Source organism: Mesorhizobium sp. P2_B5, from assembly GCF_056404775.1.
Window position 1 is genome coordinate 291,334 of record NZ_JBFUDJ010000002.1, and the last position, 17,365, is coordinate 308,698.

At 58.7% G+C, this 17,365-nt stretch carries 14 protein-coding genes; 2 read left to right on the forward strand and 12 right to left on the reverse strand.

The genetic code is table 11. From position 1 onward, the window contains the following. Nucleotides 1-246: 246 nt before the first annotated feature. The 12 genes from AC1D1N_RS07950 to AC1D1N_RS08005 form a co-directional block, all read right to left on the reverse strand. The gene (locus AC1D1N_RS07950) at nt 247-939 is read right to left on the reverse strand and encodes a class I SAM-dependent methyltransferase (protein ID WP_477347699.1); all 693 of its coding nucleotides are present in this window, start codon (nt 937-939) and stop codon (nt 247-249) included. Nucleotides 940-1,440: 501 nt separating this feature from the next. Next, a complete protein-coding gene (locus AC1D1N_RS07955) occupies nt 1,441-2,463 on the reverse strand; it encodes an IS110 family RNA-guided transposase (protein ID WP_477345526.1) in 1,023 nt (340 codons plus the stop codon). A 339-nt stretch (nt 2,464-2,802) separates the two neighbouring features. Continuing rightward, nucleotides 2,803-3,882, reverse strand: a complete 1,080-nt coding sequence (locus tag AC1D1N_RS07960) for a Gfo/Idh/MocA family protein (protein ID WP_477347701.1) — start codon at nt 3,880-3,882, stop codon at nt 2,803-2,805. A gap of 47 nt (nt 3,883-3,929) precedes the next feature. Next, nucleotides 3,930-4,367, reverse strand: a complete 438-nt coding sequence (locus AC1D1N_RS07965; protein WP_477347703.1) for a DsrE family protein — start codon at nt 4,365-4,367, stop codon at nt 3,930-3,932. Nucleotides 4,368-4,491: 124 nt separating this feature from the next. Then, nucleotides 4,492-5,457 carry an MBL fold metallo-hydrolase gene (locus AC1D1N_RS07970; protein WP_477347705.1) on the reverse strand — a complete coding sequence of 322 codons (966 nt, stop codon included), beginning with the start codon at nt 5,455-5,457 and terminating at the stop codon, nt 4,492-4,494. A 95-nt stretch (nt 5,458-5,552) separates the two neighbouring features. Continuing rightward, nucleotides 5,553-6,377, reverse strand: coding sequence for an alpha/beta fold hydrolase (locus AC1D1N_RS07975; protein ID WP_477347707.1), 825 nt, complete (start codon nt 6,375-6,377; stop codon nt 5,553-5,555). Between the two features lie 247 nt (nt 6,378-6,624). Further along, nucleotides 6,625-6,924 (reverse strand): tautomerase family protein, encoded by a 300-nt coding sequence (locus AC1D1N_RS07980; RefSeq protein WP_477347709.1) that lies wholly within the window; start codon nt 6,922-6,924, stop codon nt 6,625-6,627. Between the two features lie 37 nt (nt 6,925-6,961). Then, nucleotides 6,962-7,939, reverse strand: a complete 978-nt coding sequence (locus AC1D1N_RS07985; RefSeq protein ID WP_477347711.1) for a zinc-dependent alcohol dehydrogenase family protein — start codon at nt 7,937-7,939, stop codon at nt 6,962-6,964. A 150-nt stretch (nt 7,940-8,089) separates the two neighbouring features. Continuing rightward, nucleotides 8,090-10,957, reverse strand: coding sequence for an ATP-binding protein (locus tag AC1D1N_RS07990; RefSeq protein ID WP_477347713.1), 2,868 nt, complete (start codon nt 10,955-10,957; stop codon nt 8,090-8,092). Between the two features lie 217 nt (nt 10,958-11,174). Next, nucleotides 11,175-12,143, reverse strand: coding sequence for an SDR family NAD(P)-dependent oxidoreductase (locus AC1D1N_RS07995; protein WP_477347715.1), 969 nt, complete (start codon nt 12,141-12,143; stop codon nt 11,175-11,177). 340 nt (nt 12,144-12,483) lie between these two features. Then, a complete protein-coding gene (locus tag AC1D1N_RS08000) occupies nt 12,484-12,933 on the reverse strand; it encodes a hypothetical protein (RefSeq protein ID WP_477347717.1) in 450 nt (149 codons plus the stop codon). Nucleotides 12,934-13,093: 160 nt separating this feature from the next. Continuing rightward, nucleotides 13,094-13,660 carry a recombinase family protein gene (locus AC1D1N_RS08005; protein WP_477347719.1) on the reverse strand — a complete coding sequence of 189 codons (567 nt, stop codon included), beginning with the start codon at nt 13,658-13,660 and terminating at the stop codon, nt 13,094-13,096. 807 nt (nt 13,661-14,467) lie between these two features. On the opposite strand from AC1D1N_RS08005, the gene AC1D1N_RS08010 reads away from it, so the two are divergent. Beyond that, complete coding sequence (locus AC1D1N_RS08010) at nt 14,468-16,846, forward strand: PAS domain-containing sensor histidine kinase (protein WP_477347721.1); 2,379 nt, start codon at nt 14,468-14,470, stop codon at nt 16,844-16,846. After that, the gene (locus AC1D1N_RS08015) at nt 16,843-17,217 is read left to right on the forward strand and encodes a response regulator transcription factor (protein WP_477347723.1); all 375 of its coding nucleotides are present in this window, start codon (nt 16,843-16,845) and stop codon (nt 17,215-17,217) included. Before AC1D1N_RS08010 ends, AC1D1N_RS08015 begins: the two co-directional genes overlap by 4 nt. Nucleotides 17,218-17,365: the final 148 nt, after the last annotated feature.

Sequence of the window (17,365 nt, forward strand, 5' to 3'; positions counted from 1 at the left end):
CAGTGCAAACCGCTTTTGAAGTTAGCACACCATCGTCACAATGCTGGGAAAAACCTAAGGCATGGCCAGGGTCGATGCCCTTCGCCGCCGCCTGATGCCCACTATGAGTCCGCACCTTTTGACGGGATGCGACAGGCGACGGGGGCGCCGCGCCGGGGGAACTTGTGGTTCGGTATGATTGTGCCGAACTATTTTGATAATATCTGGGGACTTTCATCCCTGTGATTGTTTGCGCGCTGTCGAAATTTAGTGACCGAACCGGTAGACGCGTGCGAGTCTGTTCGGCACTATCATCAATTGATCCGCAGTTCGGAAACCGGCATCGCGCCCCATGCCAATCCAGTTTGCGGCCGTTTCGGCATAATCCGATGCGCGGCAGTGGCTCTCGAAGGCGGCGAACTCCTCGTCCGAGACCATCTCCCAATCTGGCCTTACCTGATGAAATCGCGCCAGCCAACCTTCGCGATCCTCGCCTTCAAGAAGCGTCGGCTCCCAGATCATGAAAAGACCGCCTGGTGACAGCAGGTCGCGGATTTTGCGCATAAGGGTGCCCTTATCCCGCGCAAGAAGATGGTGCAGTGACTGACCAATCCATACAACGTCAACCGGCCCATCCCAGCGATCGATGGCCGCCACAAAATCTTCGCACCGCAGTTCGACCGGACAGGCGAGTGGAGCAAGCGCTTCCTTCGCAACATCAAGCGACTGCTGGGATATGTCGACGCCGATGTAGCTGGTGACCTTGCTGCCGGCCAGTGCGGCTGCTGAACCAGTGGCCGTGCCGCAGGCCAGATCGGCAAAGACGAAGCCGTCGAGGTTCTCCTCAAGCAGCACACGGCGCAAAGTCCCATAGACTTCCCTGTGGGCCATATAGTTCGCTGAGACAACTTTTTGGTATGTGGCAAGGCCATCCGCGAATAATTTCTGATCGGACTTCATGGTCCCTCCTCACGACGATCATTGGGAATTGGCTCCCACGTAATGATATTAGCGACAGCTTAGGGCTGTCCGCCATTTTGCCCTGCGCCGTCATTCCCTGTCGAGGGACAATATCCCTTCGATCGCATGGATAGGGTCGAACTTGGTCGTAGCTTGACAACAGCCGGGTGAGAGAATGGCTGTCGCATGTCGACAGTGACGGCGGCATGAGGCGCATTGCGGTCCGGCAGCATAGGGGCCGTGTATGGACGGCTCTCCGTTGGCAAGGGGTTCTTTGAGCTTTTGCCGTTGCTGGTTGGTGCGGCCATGTATCCGACCTATAGGTGCGGCCTTTCATGTGCCGCTGGCCATAATTCGCGTGTCAGGTCCCGATCGGAAGCTCGCACTCGAAGTGCACGGCCCCAGTGGGTTTTCCCGATCCGTCGGTATCAACCGGCTTTGTGCAGTTAGCTCCTGCCCGCCCTTCCCAACCTCGTTGGCGATCGTTCGCCTGGTCTCGTTTTACGCGACGACCGGCTCCCTGTAGCGCTCGCCACTGGTCATCAATGCCCAGACCATCCGGGCGGTCTTGTTCGCTAGTGCAACCGCTGCAACCTTTGTTGTTCGCCGGGTCATCAGCTGTACAAGCCATGGCCGCCTGGTCCCGTTCCGCTCGGCATAGCGGATGACCGCCATGGCGCCGACCACGAGCATCTGGCGCAGGTAGCGATTGCCGGCCTTGGAGATGCTGCCGAGCTTCTCCTTGCCTCCGCTGGAGTTCTGCTTGGGCACCAGCCCGATCCAGGCCGACAGGCAGCGGCCCGACTTGAATGCATGTGCATCGGCGATCGTGGCGACGAAAGCACTCGCCAGCAGCGGACCGACGCCCGGTATCTCCATCAACCGGCGACCAAGCTCGGTCTCACGCGCACTAGCTCGAACCCGGCGATCGTTCTCCAGGATCTGTTCCTTCACGACGCTGAGCTGGGCCTCAAGCATGCGAAGGCACAGCCGTGCATCGGCCGGCACCCTCTGATCGGTCTCATCATTGATGACGACAAGCAGTTGCTCGATCCCATTCCGCCCGATCGGCGCCACGACCCCGAACTCGGACAGATGCGCCCGCAAGGCGTTCGATATCTGCGTGCGCTGGCGGTTGAGCATCAATCGGACCCGGTGCAGCATCATCACGCTCTGCTGCGCCGGCGACTTCACCGGCACGAAGCGCATGGTCGGCCGGCTCACTGCCTCGCAGATGGCCTCCGCATCGGCCGCATCGTTCTTCTGCCGCTTCAAATAGGGCTTCACGTACTGTGCCGGCAGCAGACGCACATCATGGCCTCGTGCGATTAGCTCGCGAGCCCAATAATGCGACGAACTGCACGCCTCGATCCCGACAAGGCATCGCTGCAAACTCTCGAAGAATGCCAGCACACGCCCACGGGTCAGCTTCCTGCGAACTGCAACCTCGCCAGCCGCATCCACGCCGTGGACTTGAAACACGGACTTGGCAATATCCAGACCGATCGTCGTAACGTTCTTCATCATAGCGCTCCTCCAGCTCTAATCCCGCGATCATACCGCAGGAAGGGAGGAGAGCCGTCCACCGCATCAGAAGCTGACCGTCCGCGATCAGGCCGAAATTATCTGGAAGCGGCCATTCCGCTGGCGACCCAATTTTGGTCGTACAGGGTGTGATAACACCGCCGAAATACATACAGACCTCCAAGACCCCCTATCCAACTGCTTCGACTGGCATCCAGACAGCCTTCAAGCCGGTCGCGCGGAACCAGACAAAGCTCGTCCGAGGACTGAGGTCTTGTTATCTCGAACCGGTAGAACTCAGATCCGCCGGGCGCACACATCACCAGCGCTTGCGTCGTCTCAGACATCGCGCGCGACTCCCCCGCTTTGCTCGATCGCGTCGATTAGACGATGCAGTGTGACGGCGTCTCCAAACGTCGGCCCCTTACGCGTGCCGGAAGTCATGTCGGAAGCGAAGAAATCGTAGAGGTTTCTGACGTTGCCCGTCAGGACGTTTTCGCCGGCGTCCGGTGCGGGGATATGATGAAGGGACTCGCCTGCTTGTGCCCCCATAAGCTTGAATCCCCCAAGGCCCACGTAGCTGACAGGACTCGTCAGCAACAGGTCACCCCTGCTACCGTTGACCTCCACACGGAAATTGGTAGCTCGCGACAGTCCGCCGCGGAAATGGCTTGTCACCAGGCCGCCTGACGTGAGCTTCCCACTGAAGGCGATCTGGTCGGCAACGTCGAGCGGAACGATTTCCTGGCTCTCCGTCATCCTAATCGTGGTGCGACGATTGACCAGTGTCCCCGACACGCTGTGGAAGTTGTCGTCCAATGCGAACAGTAAGGCGTCGATAGTATGGGCAAACGGCACGTGCAGCATGCTTGCGCCCTTCGACGGGTCCAAGGTATATCGAAAGGCCTCTTCCAGTTCTTCCCCCCAAGTGATCCCCGAGCCGATTATCGAGGACGAGAGCACTTCGCCAAGATAGCCCTGCCTGATGAGCTCACGCATGTGCCGGACCGTCGGATTCGCGCGGGTCTGAAGGCCGATCATTGTGGAGACGCGTTTGTCGACGGCGAGCGAGTTCATCGTTTCCGCATCACGCAAGTTCATTGCGAGTGGCCATTCGGAGAACACGGACTTTCCCGCTTCAAGCGCCGCAGTTACCAGTTGAAAGTGTTCCGGTACCCTCACCGTAACGACCACCAGATCGATATCAGGGTGGTTCACAAGCTCTTCCGTTGACGAGACCGCGTACTTGAAACCGAATTTCTCGGCTGACGCCTGCGCAGTTTCGATCCGGTGATGGCTCACGACAGAAAGGTTGAACTGCGGCAAATCTCTCAGCGCAGGCACATGGGCGGTCGAGGCCCAGCCGCGGTCGGGATGCACGCCGATGATGCCAACTCTGATCGGTGCATGGGTCGGCATGGCGGTCTCCTTTGCTCCCAATGAGATTCGATTGGGTGAACCGACCGTCACTCTGTGATCTTGACGAAGCCGTTCTGCACGAGCTGGATCGTGCGTGCCATGGCGTCGAGATTGATCTTGATGCGGGGGAGAAGATCGGCGTTTCCCCAGCCGTTAACCTTCGCGGTCGCACCGCAAAGTTCGACCTTGACGCCCTTGTCGATGAGGTCGGCAACCAGCTTCTTGTAGGGGTTGCCGGTGGCAATGTTGCGCGACGCATTATAGGCTGCGTCACTGAGCGTGACGTGACCCGCATTGGTGTGGAAGACCACGATCACGTCCGATGTCGCCTTCCAGTTCGCGATGTCCGTGGTGATCAGTTGAAGATGGAACAGCGCGGCTGGCAGGTCGCCTTCGAACTGAAGACCCCCGATGCTGTGAACAGACTTCACTTCCTTTAGTTCGACCGGGATATCGATGAAAAGAGCACTTTTTGCTTCCAACATGGCTGTCTCCTAGGGTTCGGAATTCCGTAAGGTTCAGTTCGGGGGACGCCCCTAAGGGCGTCCCGACGGCGTGTGCGTTGGGAGGAAGCGCCAGAAGAAATCGGAAGATAGACGAAGGCTCGTACTAGACGCCCTCGTAGACCAGCCGCGTGAAGAAGCTTGGATCGATGACGAAATTCCCCCACTTGCCATCGAACGACGCTGTGGGCTTGGCGGCGACTGTCTCGTCTCTCGATCGCCCTTGGTGCTTGAGCGCCGCGACCTTCTCGCGCACGGCGACAAGCATGTCGCGGAATTCCTGAAGCTCCGCGCGATTGCTCACGGGGTTTCCGTGGCCTGGGATGATGATCGTGTCGTTGGTCGACGCGGCCAGATTCGCATCCGAAGCCGCGATCATCCCGTCAATGCCGCCGCCCGTCGAATAGTCGATGAAGGGATAGATACCGTTCCAGTAGGTGTCGCCGACATGGAGGACGTCCGCCTCGCCGAACATGACCGAGATGTCGCCGTCGGTGTGCGCCGGGCCATAATATTTCATGGCTACCGACTGGCCGTTCAGCTTGAGCGAATGCTCCTTTGAGAAGACGTGCTTAGGAACCCCACTCTGCTCCATCGGCAGGAAATTGTAGTCCCAGTCCTCGACCCGTTGAACCTGCGAAAGGTACTTGCGAGTGTTCTCGTGTGCGATGATCTTGGCGCCGCCGGAACCGACCCAGGGGTTGCCGTCCGCGTGATCGAAATGCCAGTGGGTGTTGATCAGATGGGTCACGGGCTCGGGGGACAAGGCCGCGAGCGCCTTCGTCATCTGGGGGCGCGACACGCTGATGCCCGCGTCAACCATGACGAGGCCGTCCTTGCCGCCCAAGACCGCGACATTGCCGCCAGAGCCTTCGAGGATGGTGATGTTATTCCTCAGCTTGTGAGTGGCAATGTCTGCCTTGGCGGCGCTGTCCTTAATGAGGCTCACCAGCCCGCGCGCCTCGGCATAGGCCGCGCGTGGGCTCATCCAACCACCGGTCGCCGCGAAGGTGACAGCGCCTATGCAGCAAAGGCAAAATCCACGCCGGGAAAGCATGTGTTCGGTCTTCATGACATACCTTTCCGCAGCCAGCCTTAGGTGGGCCGACAGCTTTTGAATTGACTTGAGGAGATCGCGGGGGCAGGCCTTTTGACGTGCCCGTGCGGTTACGCCTTGATAAAGGCGAGCAGGTCCGCGTTGATCACATCGGCATGCGTGGTGAACATTCCATGCGGGTAGCCATCGTAAACCTTGAGTTTTCCGTTCTTGAGCAGCTTGACGGAGAGTTCGGCAGAGTCGGCGATGGGCACGACCTGGTCGTCGCTTCCGTGCATTATCAGGACCGGAACGTCGATGATCTGCAGGTCCTCGGTGAAATCGGTTTCCGAGAACACCTTGATGCATTCGTAGTGCGCGTTCGCTCCGCCCATCATGCCTTGGCGCCACCAGTTGCGGATAGTGCCTTCGGCGATAACGGCGCCTGGGCGGTTGAAACCGTAGAACGGTCCGCTGGCGATATCGAGATAGAGTTGCGCTCGGTTTGCCGCCAAGGCGGCGCGGTAGCCGTCGAAGACCTCGATCGGGAGTCCTCCAGGGTTCGTGGCCGACTTGACCATCACGGGAGGTATCGCAGAGATGAGCACCGCTTTGGCCACCCTGCCCTTACCGTGCCGGGCGACGTATCTGGTGACCTCGCCGCCGCCGGTCGAATGGCCAATATGGATCGCATCGCGAAGGTCGAGGGCCTCGGCGAGCGCGGCGACGTCGGCCGCGTAAGTATCCATGTCATTGCCGTCGGAGGTCTGGCTTGAGCGACCATGTCCCCTCCGGTCGTGAGCAATGACCCGGAAGCCTTTGCCAAGAAAGAATAGCATCTGGTTGTCCCAATCGTCGCCGCTCAGCGGCCACCCGTGGTGGAACACGATCGGCTGACCTGTTCCCCAGTCCTTGTAGAAGATCTGCGCGCCATCTTTCACCTTGATGCTGTTCATAATCTCACTCCCATCTTCAATGGTTGGATTGATTGAGTTCGCAGACGCCATGGCCGCCAAAGGCAGCGTCGTGGCGAGAGCCACGGCTCCGGTCCCGATAAGGATTTGCCGTCTTGTCGCCGCGGGCATTGTCGTGGATGTACTCGTATCCATTGCTCTTCCCTTTGCGGGCTGGACACGGCTTCAAAAAGGCTCGGGACGTATGCTGTCCAGATGCTCTCGTTTCGGCCGTGTAGAGATTGAAAGGTCAGCCGAGAACTGGCGCTGCCGCGGCCCACTCTTTCCGGGTGGTAGGCGTGCCGTCGATCATCTCGACGACCCCTTTGGATTTCGAAAGCGTCGTCATCAACGACTTGGGTCCTTCAAACGGCCTGCCGCCGATGTGCCAGCCGTCGGTATGGAGTTCCTCAATAAGGACCCATACCACCTCGCGGAAAGCCTCCGATCCCTCGAACTTTACCATGACGTCGGTCAGGGCCTTCGCCATGGCATGTTTCTCTTCCGGCGTGAACACGCCGTCGACCAGTTTCACATTTACGAATGGCATGACGCGCTTCCTTTGATTAGAGCTTGAAGGGGTCGCTTCAGTCGGTGACGTCGATCACGATCTTGCCTTTGGCAGTTCGGTTTTCGATTTCGGCATACGCTTCCGCTATGGTTTCGAAACTGAAGCGGCGGGGATCGACGAGAGGTGTGATCTTTCCGGCTTCCGCGAGCCGCTTCGCCTCTCGCAGGATTTGTCCGTGATGGGCGCGGCCTTCCCCGGTCAGGATCGGCAGGAGCGTGAAGACGCCAGAGTAGCTTGCGGCTCGGAACGAAAGTGGACCTAGCGAATGGGTGCCCCATCCCAGGCAGCTGACGACATGGCCGAAGCGGGCCACAGCGTTGAACGCGGCGTCGATACCGGCTCCGCCCACAGTGTCGTAGACGATATCGAAGCCACGCCCGCCCGTATGGTCTTTGACGTATTCGTCGACCGTCGTGTGGCGGTCGATTGCGGTGGCACATAGCTCTTCGATCTCGCGTTGCTTGCCAGCCTTGTCTACGGCGAAGACCTCGGCTCCGAAAGCGCGTGCGATCTGGATTGCAATGTGGCCGACGCCGCCGGCACCGAGTACCAACACCCTCTGCCGGGCCTGGACCTGGGCGCGATCCACCAGACCTTCCCAAGCGGTGATGAACACCAACGGTAGTGCCGCCGCTTCGCGCATGGTCATGTTGGCAGGCTTGGGGCCAAGCAAATCAGCGTCAACGGTGACGAAAGTCGCGAGCGAGCCCTGGAGACCGCCTACGCCGCCCGTCATGCCGAAGACCTCGTCTTGCGACTTGAACGCGGTCACCCCGGGGCCGACAGCCTCAACAATTCCGGCCACGTCCATACCGAGAATAGCGGGCAGTGGATGCCGCGCATGCGGAGCTTGGCCGCTTTTGATCTTGAGATCGAGCGGGTTGACGCTGCTCGCCCTGACGCGGACAAGGACCTCGCCCGCCGCGGGCGTTGGGCAGTCCATGCTGGTGCGGACAAAGTCGGAGTTCGTCTCGTTGAGGACGAGGGTCTCCATTTTTCTCGGGATAGTCATCTGTCTGCCTCGCTCCGGTGTCGACGGCTATCCGGCGACAAACAGAGGATGGCAGAGCTGTGTGATTTCAGGCCAGTGAATCGTCGTGAAATCTTGTGACGAGAGCACTGACGCGCGGAACGCGCTGGAAGATTAGGAGATCTCGGTCAAAAGATCCTTTGCCGCCACCATGTCCGCGGTATCAAAGCCTTCAGTGAACCGATCGTAGACCGCAGCTAATCGTGTACGCGCCCGATCGGTCTCTCCCCGATCACGCGCCAACTTCGTCAAACTCATGGTCGTCCGAAGCTCCCAGGACAAGGCGTCCTGCCGACCCGCTACATCGAGCGAATGGAGATAGCATTGTTGTACGGACTTGAGGTCGTCGCCGCCGCGCCAAAGGATATCCCCTTTCAGGCGATAGAGTTCTGCGACGCACCAAAGCTCCTCCTTCTCCTCGCTCGCGCTGATCGCCGCCTCCACCAGCGACCGCGCTTCGGCGTGCTGTCCCAGAGAAGACAGGCCCTCGGCCAGAAAGCCGAGAAATCTGACGGTATAAAGGTTGAAAAGTTTCACCTGACGGAGTTCAGCCAGCCCGTTTCGGAGAAGGGGAACGCCTCTCTCAGGAACCCCTCGCTGGATCAAAAGCGCCGCCTTCCAGCACTGACCGAACACCTCCCATGGTTCGAGCGCGTTCGTTTTTGCCAAATCGAGTAGCTCGGTGATAGCTGAGTCTGCCGCCGGTAGGTCGCCAACATGAACAAGGACCGGACAGGACCAGCGAGCCAAGGCCTCACACAACGATATCGCGTGGCCCGATTCCCGCGCGGCGGCGACGGCGGCATGGACCGCTTTGACGGCTTGATCAGGAAGGCCTTGCATCCAAAGGAGCTGGGCGGGTTGAATTCGTGCCGAAATCGACTGTCCGAACCTGAAGCGAACCGAGTTCACGGAGGCAGCTTCAGCAGATACATCGTGGGCCAACATCAAATTGGCGTGACGGCGGGCACCACGGAAGTCACCCATGCAAAATAGGGTCATACTGAGCATCCGGTCACCGATGAACCGATCGAGTCCGCTTTGGGCCAGCGCCATGAACCGTTCGGCGTTTCCCAGCGACGCCCTGTACTCACCCATGCCCACTTGTGCGACCCACAAGCCCCAAAGAGCCTCCGCTTGAGCGTCGACGTCGGCCAGCTCCTCAGATATCTCCAGCGCCTTGGCGAAAGCGGCCGGAGCTTGTGGCGCGAAGCCGATTTTGAATGCTTGAGAGAGCCCCAGCGCTCTGTAGAGCTGCATGATCTGACGAGCGTACTCGTTTCTTCGCTTTCCCGGACCGATGCCTGTCAGCGCGCGCTGGACGCAGGTCAGGCATTCGTCGACCAGAGAAAGCTGGTACCACATCGGAATGGAGGCGACGGTAACCGCTAGTCCGACTTCTAGATCGCCATGATCCGAGTACGCCCAGTCCAGAGCGAATCGTATGTTGTTGATGTGGGAACCATATCTCGACAGCCACTCTTCGCTCGACAGGGTTTCCACCTCCTCCTGCGAATGTCGGAGGACATCGCACAGATAGGTTGCAAGTTGCCGAATGACGGCGTCGAACTCCCCTTCCTCCCGAACTTTTTCCAAAACGAAAGCCCGCGTTGTGTCGAGCAGACGGTATCGGGCGGCCTTGCGCTGAGTATCGACGGCTACCAGGGATTTGGCGACGAGGTTAGCAAGATAACCTGGCACGTCGCGGTCGGGGGAGATCACATCCGTTGCAATGGCAACAGCAGCGTCCCGTCCGAAGTCGCCTGCGAAGATGGCGAGTCGACGCAGGACCTTCCGCTCCTCTTTTGAAAGCGCTCCGTAGCTCCAGTCGATCATTGCAGCCAAGGTCTGATGGCGAGGTAGAGCGGTGCGCCGCCCCCCGGTCAGCAACCGCAGACGATCGTTGAGAAGTTCGGCGATTCCGCGCGTGCCAAATGCCTCCACCCGCGCTGCGGCAAGCTCTATCGCAAGGGCGATTCCATCAAGCTGGCGGCATATCTGTGTGACCACGGGCGCTTCATCGTCGTCGAACGTATACCCGCTTGCAGACGAGGTCGCCCGCTCAACGAACAAACGGATAGCGGGAAACTCCAGCGCGTGGGCAGCAGTCAGACCAGCCGCCGACGGCGGTGTATCGAGAGGGGGGAGCCTGTAGACGCTTTCACCCTCCACTCGCAAGGCTTCGCGGCTGGTGGCAAGGATGGTGATCTCCGGCACTTCGCGGAGCAAGGCCTCCGCCAGACGGGCGGCGGCTTCGAGAACGAGCTCGCAACTGTCGAACACGAGCAACAACCGTTTGCCGCGAAGGTGCCCGATGAGGCTCGCGGTTGGATCACCCGATGTCTCGGGAAGGCGAAGCTGTGACGCCAGGACTGAGGGGACGATTTGGGAGTTCGTTATGGGAGCAAGGTCGACGAAGCAATGGCCATGCTCATGCGATGACAACAATTGTTCTGCCACGCGAAGGCCGACGGTTGTCTTCCCTATCCCACCTGGGCCGACAATGGTGACCAGCCGGAATCTCAGAAACCGCCCTTCTACGGTCTTGATGGCTTCTTCTCGTCCGATAGGTTGCGTCAGCTGTTTTGGGAGGTTGTTCGGGGCCGTTGTCTTCTCGGGCTCGTGCTCAACATGAGAGCGGGTGAGAGGAGCAATAAACCGATATCCTCTTGATGGAACGGCGACGATGTATCGCTGAGCGGCTTGATCCTCGCCGAGCACCCTGCGGAGCGATGCGATCTGCGCTCGCAGGTTCGACTCCTCCACTCTGGCGTTGGGCCAGGCTCGCGCGGTCAATTGATCCTTAGTTACCAGTTCACCCGGTCGTTCAGTCAACGTGATGAGGAGATCGAGCGCTCTGGATCCGATCGTGACAGGATCATTGTTTTTGAGCAGAAGATGTCGCCCCGGATAAAGCAGGAATGAATCAAAGGCGAGCGCCAAGTCTGCCGCAGGTGCCTTCGGGGAAGCTTCCTCTTGCATACTTATCCTTCCCAGGTAACGGAGCGTTGTCAGCCGGAGTATAGATTGATGCAGCGAAGGAGATCGAGTCTCCCGAGTCAGGTTTCTGCCAACCGTGCGATCGACTGACCTTTGAAGTAATAGACGATCTCCAATTAGTCAGGCGTCCATTCATTCGCCGGGCTTGACGCCTGACTGCCTTTTCGCGCGGACCTGCCCCAAAGGGTTAAGCGGTGCCTTAGTTTCTTGCGATGTCCAACCCAGTCAACCTTGCGCTCACGCGCCACAACCTCTCAGCCATCTCGGGGTCGATCGCATACGGGCGCACTCCAAATCCCTCACTGGGCTCTATGCGTGCGACATCACAATTTTCGCAATAAACGCCGCCTATCGAGGCCAACACAGGAGCGGTGGCGGTCCAGATTGTCGTGGCCGCGCCTTGTTCCACCGTTTTCAAATCCCTTGCGGGATCGACTATGGGCGACCCATCTGAAGCTACAGCACCGACCGCGTCGAATTCGGACCGAGTCAGATGACGTATGCCGGGCGTCATTATCATTCCGGGGTGCACCGAGAAAGCGCTGACCCCGTGACGGCGTCCACGCGTGTCGAGCGCAACCGCGAAAAGCGCGTTCGCAGTTTTTGATTGGCCATAGGCGGTCCATTTATTATAGGGACGCCGTACAAAATCTAGATCGTCGAGATTGACATCGGACAGCTGATGGGCTCGGGACGAAAGAACAACCACACGAGATTTTCCCGCCGCAAGTAAAGCTGGCCACAGTAGCGCCGTCAGCCGAAAGTGTCCGAGGTAGTTTGTGGCGAAGTTACCCTCGCGACCTTCTCCGTCGCGAAACAGCGGCCTCGCCATCACGCCCGCATTTAAGACCAGAAGGTCAAGCCGGCTGTGTCGCTCAAGAAAGTCCGCGGCGAAGGTTTTGATAGAGATTTGATTGATTAGGTTTATAGGCCACACCTCCACCCCGCCAATTCCCATCAAGGCGGCGTGGGCGGCTATAGGGTCAATCGCGGGTACGCTGATGCTAGCGCCGCATGCTGCAAGCACTCTGACAGTCTCCAAGCCCAGCCCGGAAGAACCACCTGTTACCAATGCAACCTGCCCGGTAAGGTCCACGCCCCGAGCCACTTCCTCCGCCGTCACCGCAGGCCCAAACGGGGTACAGAGCGGAGTCTGCCATTCGCGCATTTTGTTCCCCAGCTTCCCGTAAGAATGCTCGGCACACAAACCCACTAGTAGTTTTCTTAGGATCTGTCGTCAAAGCACGCTAGGGGCCTTCCGACATCCTCTGGTTCGTTATCCGACCGTCGCTGCCACTCCAGAACTGCCAACAGCGGTCACCGCACTGGCCGATTAATTGCTTCTCAGTTTTGATCGCGCCGGTCAGGAAATCGAGCAGACAAGAAGCGGATACGTCCGCTTTCAGAAACAGCTCAAGCCTGATTGACCGTCCGAAATGCGGCGCAAAGCAGCCACGGAACCTCTTCCAGCACGGGGCGGGCCGAAAGCAAACATTTGAAACGGTGCTCTACTCGTCCTTTAGGCTACGACCAATAAATCCGACAACGGAGAGTGAACCCGCGGGTCTTGGCGGATCCCAGTTCGCCCCGACTTCCTCCGCCAAGGTGCGCATCGACCCTGCCCATCCCGCAAGCTCGGCTGTCCATTCAGGCGTCATGCGGCTGTCGAATGCCCATCCCTCGAACACGTCTGCCAGGTATTTCATGTGGCGATACCCGATCTCCTTGCGCAGGCCCTCCGACCAGCGTTGCTCTGCAGCTTGATCGAATATGCGCACGAGCCCTTCAGCCGAGGGCTTTGAATGTTTCCTGCGCTCCTCCATAGCGTTCAACGCGAGCAGGTTATGCGCCGAGCGACGAAGGCGGTCTCTTTGCTCAGGCGAGACCTTGCCAGCCTCCGCTCGAATTTCGTGTGCCTTGGCCAGTCTGATTCTTTGTTCAGGAGTGAAGCGAGACATCGATGAAGCTTTCGTGGTTAAACGGACTCCCACGCCCCAACTTTAGAGCTTTCTGGCCATCAGCATCCCGAGACCGTCCGACACCGACCATGCCAAGACGCCAAACGCAGCGCCATACCACGGCCTCCGAAGTATCAGCGACACACCTGCAGACCGCGGACTACCTGAGGCCAGCAGCCGTAAGCGCTCGGTAGACTGACCCCCGACCGATGCCGAGGGACGCGGCGATCTCTGATACGGACTTCTTTTGCTGGTACAAGACGACTGCTTCACCGGCTTTTGCTCGTGCCGTAGGCTTCCGCCCTTTGTATTTCTTGTCTGCCTTTGCCTTCGCGATGCCTTCCTTCTGTCGCTCTTTCATCAGACCCCGCTCGAACTCTGCGAAAGCGGCAAACATGTTCAGCATCAGCCGACCGTATGCTCCGGTCGTGTCCAGCACCTCCTTGCCGAACTGTAAGACCTTCAGACCTACACCACGTCCATGCAGGCCATCGACAATGTCACCTAGGGTCCGCGTATTACGCGCCAATCGATCAATCTTGGTGACCACCAGCGTATCGCCCTTGCGCATGAACTTGAGCGTACGATCGAGCTCCTGCCGATCCCCAAGGGCTGAGACCTGCTCCGAAAAGACTTCCTCGCAACCGGCGGCTTTGAGGTCACGTATCTGGGCCTCAAGTCCCGCGATCTGCTCTTCTGTTGACGTTCGTGCGTAGCCGACCTGCATCCTGCTCTCCAATGTCCAATAGCCTCTAAGCTTTTGAGTCAGATGTGGCCAAAAGTCAATGGGAACCTTATTGGACGCCGCTTGGGATTGCTGCAGGCACGTGTGTCAATGGATCGTATGATCGCGCAAGGCGTCCGCCTACGACGCCGTACCGGCAAGACGAGCGGCGGGTTTCGGGATCATCGTAGGATTGCACTGAACGACGGCATTTGAGGCTGTGCATCCATGACTTCTTTGGGGCCGGTAACAGACTGTCAGCTTTTGGGCTGAAGTCGTAAATAAGCGGACGTTCGCTGTGTACGCAGTAATCCTCGCTGGATGTCGGCGACGTTTGCGAAGCCAACTGCTCCGAAAGGCTGATGAGCAACGAACCTGTTAGGCCGGTAGCAAGAAAAAGTCTTTTGCCTGGCGTCAGTTCACCCGGCTCTATCGCTTCAAGCGCTGCAGAATATTGTTCGGCTGAGCTTCAGGCGCGCCACTGGCGCTGCAATGGAATCTCCAGCTGACCGTGACGAGGACGTCGCGCACCGCAAACAAAAGAATTCTGTCATCGACGCGTAAACCAAGTGTCTGCATATTGACTTTGATGGCGAAGGCCCCGGCAGCTTCCCTTTTTACCAATGGCGTCCGAAAACGCTATCGCCAAACGGCGCCTAGCCCATTGGACGATGGTGTCGCCGGTACCTTGGCATGGTCGGCGCTCCTTCAGCAGAGACTCCCGCACTGCTGACTGACACCATGGCACCATAGACGCTGAGGTTCAGTCGACGCATATTCGTCCGCACGCGAAATCGCGAAAGGGACGAGATGGAGATCGATCGGCGCCGCGTTTTGGATGCACTGCCGGCCATGATCTGGATCGCGCTTCCGGATGGGCGGGCCGATTTTGTCAATCAACGCTGGGCTGCCTATACCGGGCTCGACCTGGAGCAAGCCCGTGCCTCGGGGTGGCAGGCAGCAATCAACCCTGAGGATCTGCCGCATTTGCTGGAACGCTGGCGGTCCATCCTGGCGTCGGGCCAACCGGGTGAAATGCAAGCGCGTCTGCGGAGCGCTACCGGAGGATACCAATATTTCGCAATCAACTGCAGCCCGGTCTTCGACGATGTGGGCTGCATTGTCGAGTGGTTCGCCATCAACACGGAGATCGAGCACATAAAACGCGCAGAAGACTCTCTGCGGCAGCGTGAGAAAAAATTGGCGGCGACCGAGCAGGAATTTCGGCAGAAGGTGCTCCAGCAAAGCGAACAAGATTTTCAGCAGATTCTCGGGGCGGTACCTGCCTTGGCATGGGCTGCCAAACCTGACGGTGCCGTGGAGTTCCTAAATCGGGACTTTCTCGATTATCTCGGCATGACAGGTGAGGAAGCGCAAGGCTGGGGTTGGACCGCATCAGTCCATCCAGACGACATAGCCGGCTTAACTTCGACCTTGCAGGCTATTCTGGCTTCTGGGAAGCCCGGAGAGGCCGAAGCGAGATTGCGCCGGGGTGATGGGCAATATCGATGGTTCTTGACCCAGGCTCATCCGCATCACGGCGATACCGGCAATGTCGTTAAGTGGTACGGCACCATTATCGACATCGAGGAACGCAAGCGAGCCAACGAGAGCCTCAGAGACAAGGGGCGCAATCTTGGCCTCATCGTCAATACCATTCCCGTGATGGTGTGGTCGGCACGGCCTGATGGCTCCGCTGAATTTTTCAACCAGCATTATCTCCACTATGTCGGCCTCTCTATGGGTTCCAAGGACTGGGAACCCACTACTGAGTTGTCGGAGTATTGGGATCTGACTGCGTCGATCCACCCAGACGATGCTGTCAGCCTTGATGCCACCTTGCAGGCTATATTTGCGTCCGGGCAGCCAGGCGAAGCTGAAGCGCGCCTCCGCCGCTATGACGGCGAATACCGATGGTTTCTGTTCCGCGCAAACCCGCTTCGTGATGAAACGGGAAACATCGTCAGATGGTATGGCACAAACACCGATATCCATGATCTCAAGCGAACAGAAGATGCTCTGAAGCGCAGCGAGGCATTCCTTTCGGAAGGCCAGTATCTTGCCCGCATGGGAAATTTGTCATGGGAGGTCACGAGAGGCAAGATTGTCTGGTCTGAACCGCTTTATCGCCTCTTCGAGTTTGAGCCCGGTACGCCTGTGACGCTCGAAAGGATCGCCAGCCGCGTTCATCCTGAAGACATGCCCCTGCTGGCCGACATGGTCGAGCGCGCGCAACGCAGTGAAAGTGACTTTGAATACCAGCACCGGATAGTTTTGCCCGACCAGTCCATCAAACACCTCCACCTAATCGCGCATTTGGCTCGCAATCAGGCCGGCCAGACCGAGTATATCGGCGCGGTTCTCGACATCACACAGCGACGGCGGTCTGAGGAAACACTGGAGAAGGTCAGGTCGGAACTTTCACACGCAACTCGGATCATGAGCCTGGGTGCCCTGACCGCATCTATCGCGCATGAAGTAAACCAGCCGCTCTCCGGCATTGTCACCAATGCCGGGACCTGCCTGCGGATGCTGGCGGCCGATCCGCCGAACGTCGATGGAGCGCGCGAAACTGCCCGGCGCACCATCCGGGACGGCAATCGTGCGGCGGACGTGATCGCGCGGCTTCGCTCTCTGTTCGGGAAAAAGTCTGCAACTATCGAACCGGTCGATCTCAACGAGGCCGCATTCGAGGTCATCGCATTGTTTTCAGGGGAGCTGCGACGCAACCGAGTGCTGCTTCGTACCCAGCTCTCAGACGGGCTTCCCTTCGTGGGCGGCGACCGTGTCCAATTGCAGCAGGTCATCATGAACCTGCTGCGCAACGCCGCTGATGCAACGATTGCGGTCGACGATCGTCCAAGACTTGTCGTGCTCGGAACCGAACCTGGCGAGGACGGCTATATCCGGCTCTTCGTTCGGGACGCCGGTGTCGGACTCGATTCGCACGAGTCAGAGCGGCTTTTCGAAGCCTTCTACACCACCAAAGCCGATGGCATGGGAATAGGGCTTTCCGTCAGTCGTTCGATCATCGAAAGCCATGGCGGTCGTCTTTGGGCAGAGGCAAATGACGGTCCTGGAGCGACGTTCTCCTTTTCGATTCACGAATATGTAAGGCCGGACATACAAGTGCACCCTTCCGCAGTTGCGACGCCGGCCCATGCCACAATCAACAGAGGTTTTTCATGAACCTCCCTCACCCTCTCGTATCGATCGTCGATGACGACGAGTCTGTACGAGAGTCCTTGCCCGATTTGCTGCGAGAATTCGGTTTCCGTGCCGAGGCATTCCCTTCGGCCGAGCAGTTTCTGAGGTCAGGCGTGGTCAATGAGACCGACTGTCTGCTTCTTGACGTGTACATGCCTGGTATGACGGGGCCTGATCTTGAGCGAGAGCTGGCGCGCAGAGGTCAGTCCATCCCAATCGTGTTCATTACGGCACCAAGAGATGAAACGGTTCGACCGAACCTCCTTAAGAATGGATCGGCACGATGCCTGTTCAAGCCGTTTAGCGACACAGCACTGCAGAAGGCACTCGACCGAGCCCTCGAGGCTGATTAAGCGCGGCGGACTTGGCGGCGTCCGACCAAAAGAAATCGGCGTGCCAGCCCCGCCACTGTCGTCCATGCGCGAAACCGCTGGCCCGATGATCACGGCCGTCACCGAAAGCATTGCGATTTTCACCTGGTAATCCGAAGGTATTGCCGAC

Coding starts and splice junctions, on each gene's coding strand:
- AC1D1N_RS07960 (WP_477347701.1), bottom strand. CDS start 3,882: ATGCCGACCCATGCACCGATCAGAGTTGGCATCATCGGCGTGCATCCC.
- AC1D1N_RS07975 (WP_477347707.1), bottom strand. CDS start 6,377: ATGAACAGCATCAAGGTGAAAGATGGCGCGCAGATCTTCTACAAGGAC.
- AC1D1N_RS08015 (WP_477347723.1), top strand. CDS start 16,843: ATGAACCTCCCTCACCCTCTCGTATCGATCGTCGATGACGACGAGTCT.
- AC1D1N_RS07995 (WP_477347715.1), bottom strand. CDS start 12,143: ATGCGCGAATGGCAGACTCCGCTCTGTACCCCGTTTGGGCCTGCGGTG.
- AC1D1N_RS07970 (WP_477347705.1), bottom strand. CDS start 5,457: ATGAAGACCGAACACATGCTTTCCCGGCGTGGATTTTGCCTTTGCTGC.
- AC1D1N_RS08005 (WP_477347719.1), bottom strand. CDS start 13,660: ATGCAGGTCGGCTACGCACGAACGTCAACAGAAGAGCAGATCGCGGGA.
- AC1D1N_RS07955 (WP_477345526.1), bottom strand. CDS start 2,463: ATGAAGAACGTTACGACGATCGGTCTGGATATTGCCAAGTCCGTGTTT.
- AC1D1N_RS07980 (WP_477347709.1), bottom strand. CDS start 6,924: ATGCCATTCGTAAATGTGAAACTGGTCGACGGCGTGTTCACGCCGGAA.
- AC1D1N_RS08000 (WP_477347717.1), bottom strand. CDS start 12,933: ATGTCTCGCTTCACTCCTGAACAAAGAATCAGACTGGCCAAGGCACAC.
- AC1D1N_RS07950 (WP_477347699.1), bottom strand. CDS start 939: ATGAAGTCCGATCAGAAATTATTCGCGGATGGCCTTGCCACATACCAA.
- AC1D1N_RS08010 (WP_477347721.1), top strand. CDS start 14,468: ATGGAGATCGATCGGCGCCGCGTTTTGGATGCACTGCCGGCCATGATC.
- AC1D1N_RS07965 (WP_477347703.1), bottom strand. CDS start 4,367: ATGTTGGAAGCAAAAAGTGCTCTTTTCATCGATATCCCGGTCGAACTA.
- AC1D1N_RS07985 (WP_477347711.1), bottom strand. CDS start 7,939: ATGGAGACCCTCGTCCTCAACGAGACGAACTCCGACTTTGTCCGCACC.
- AC1D1N_RS07990 (WP_477347713.1), bottom strand. CDS start 10,957: ATGCAAGAGGAAGCTTCCCCGAAGGCACCTGCGGCAGACTTGGCGCTC.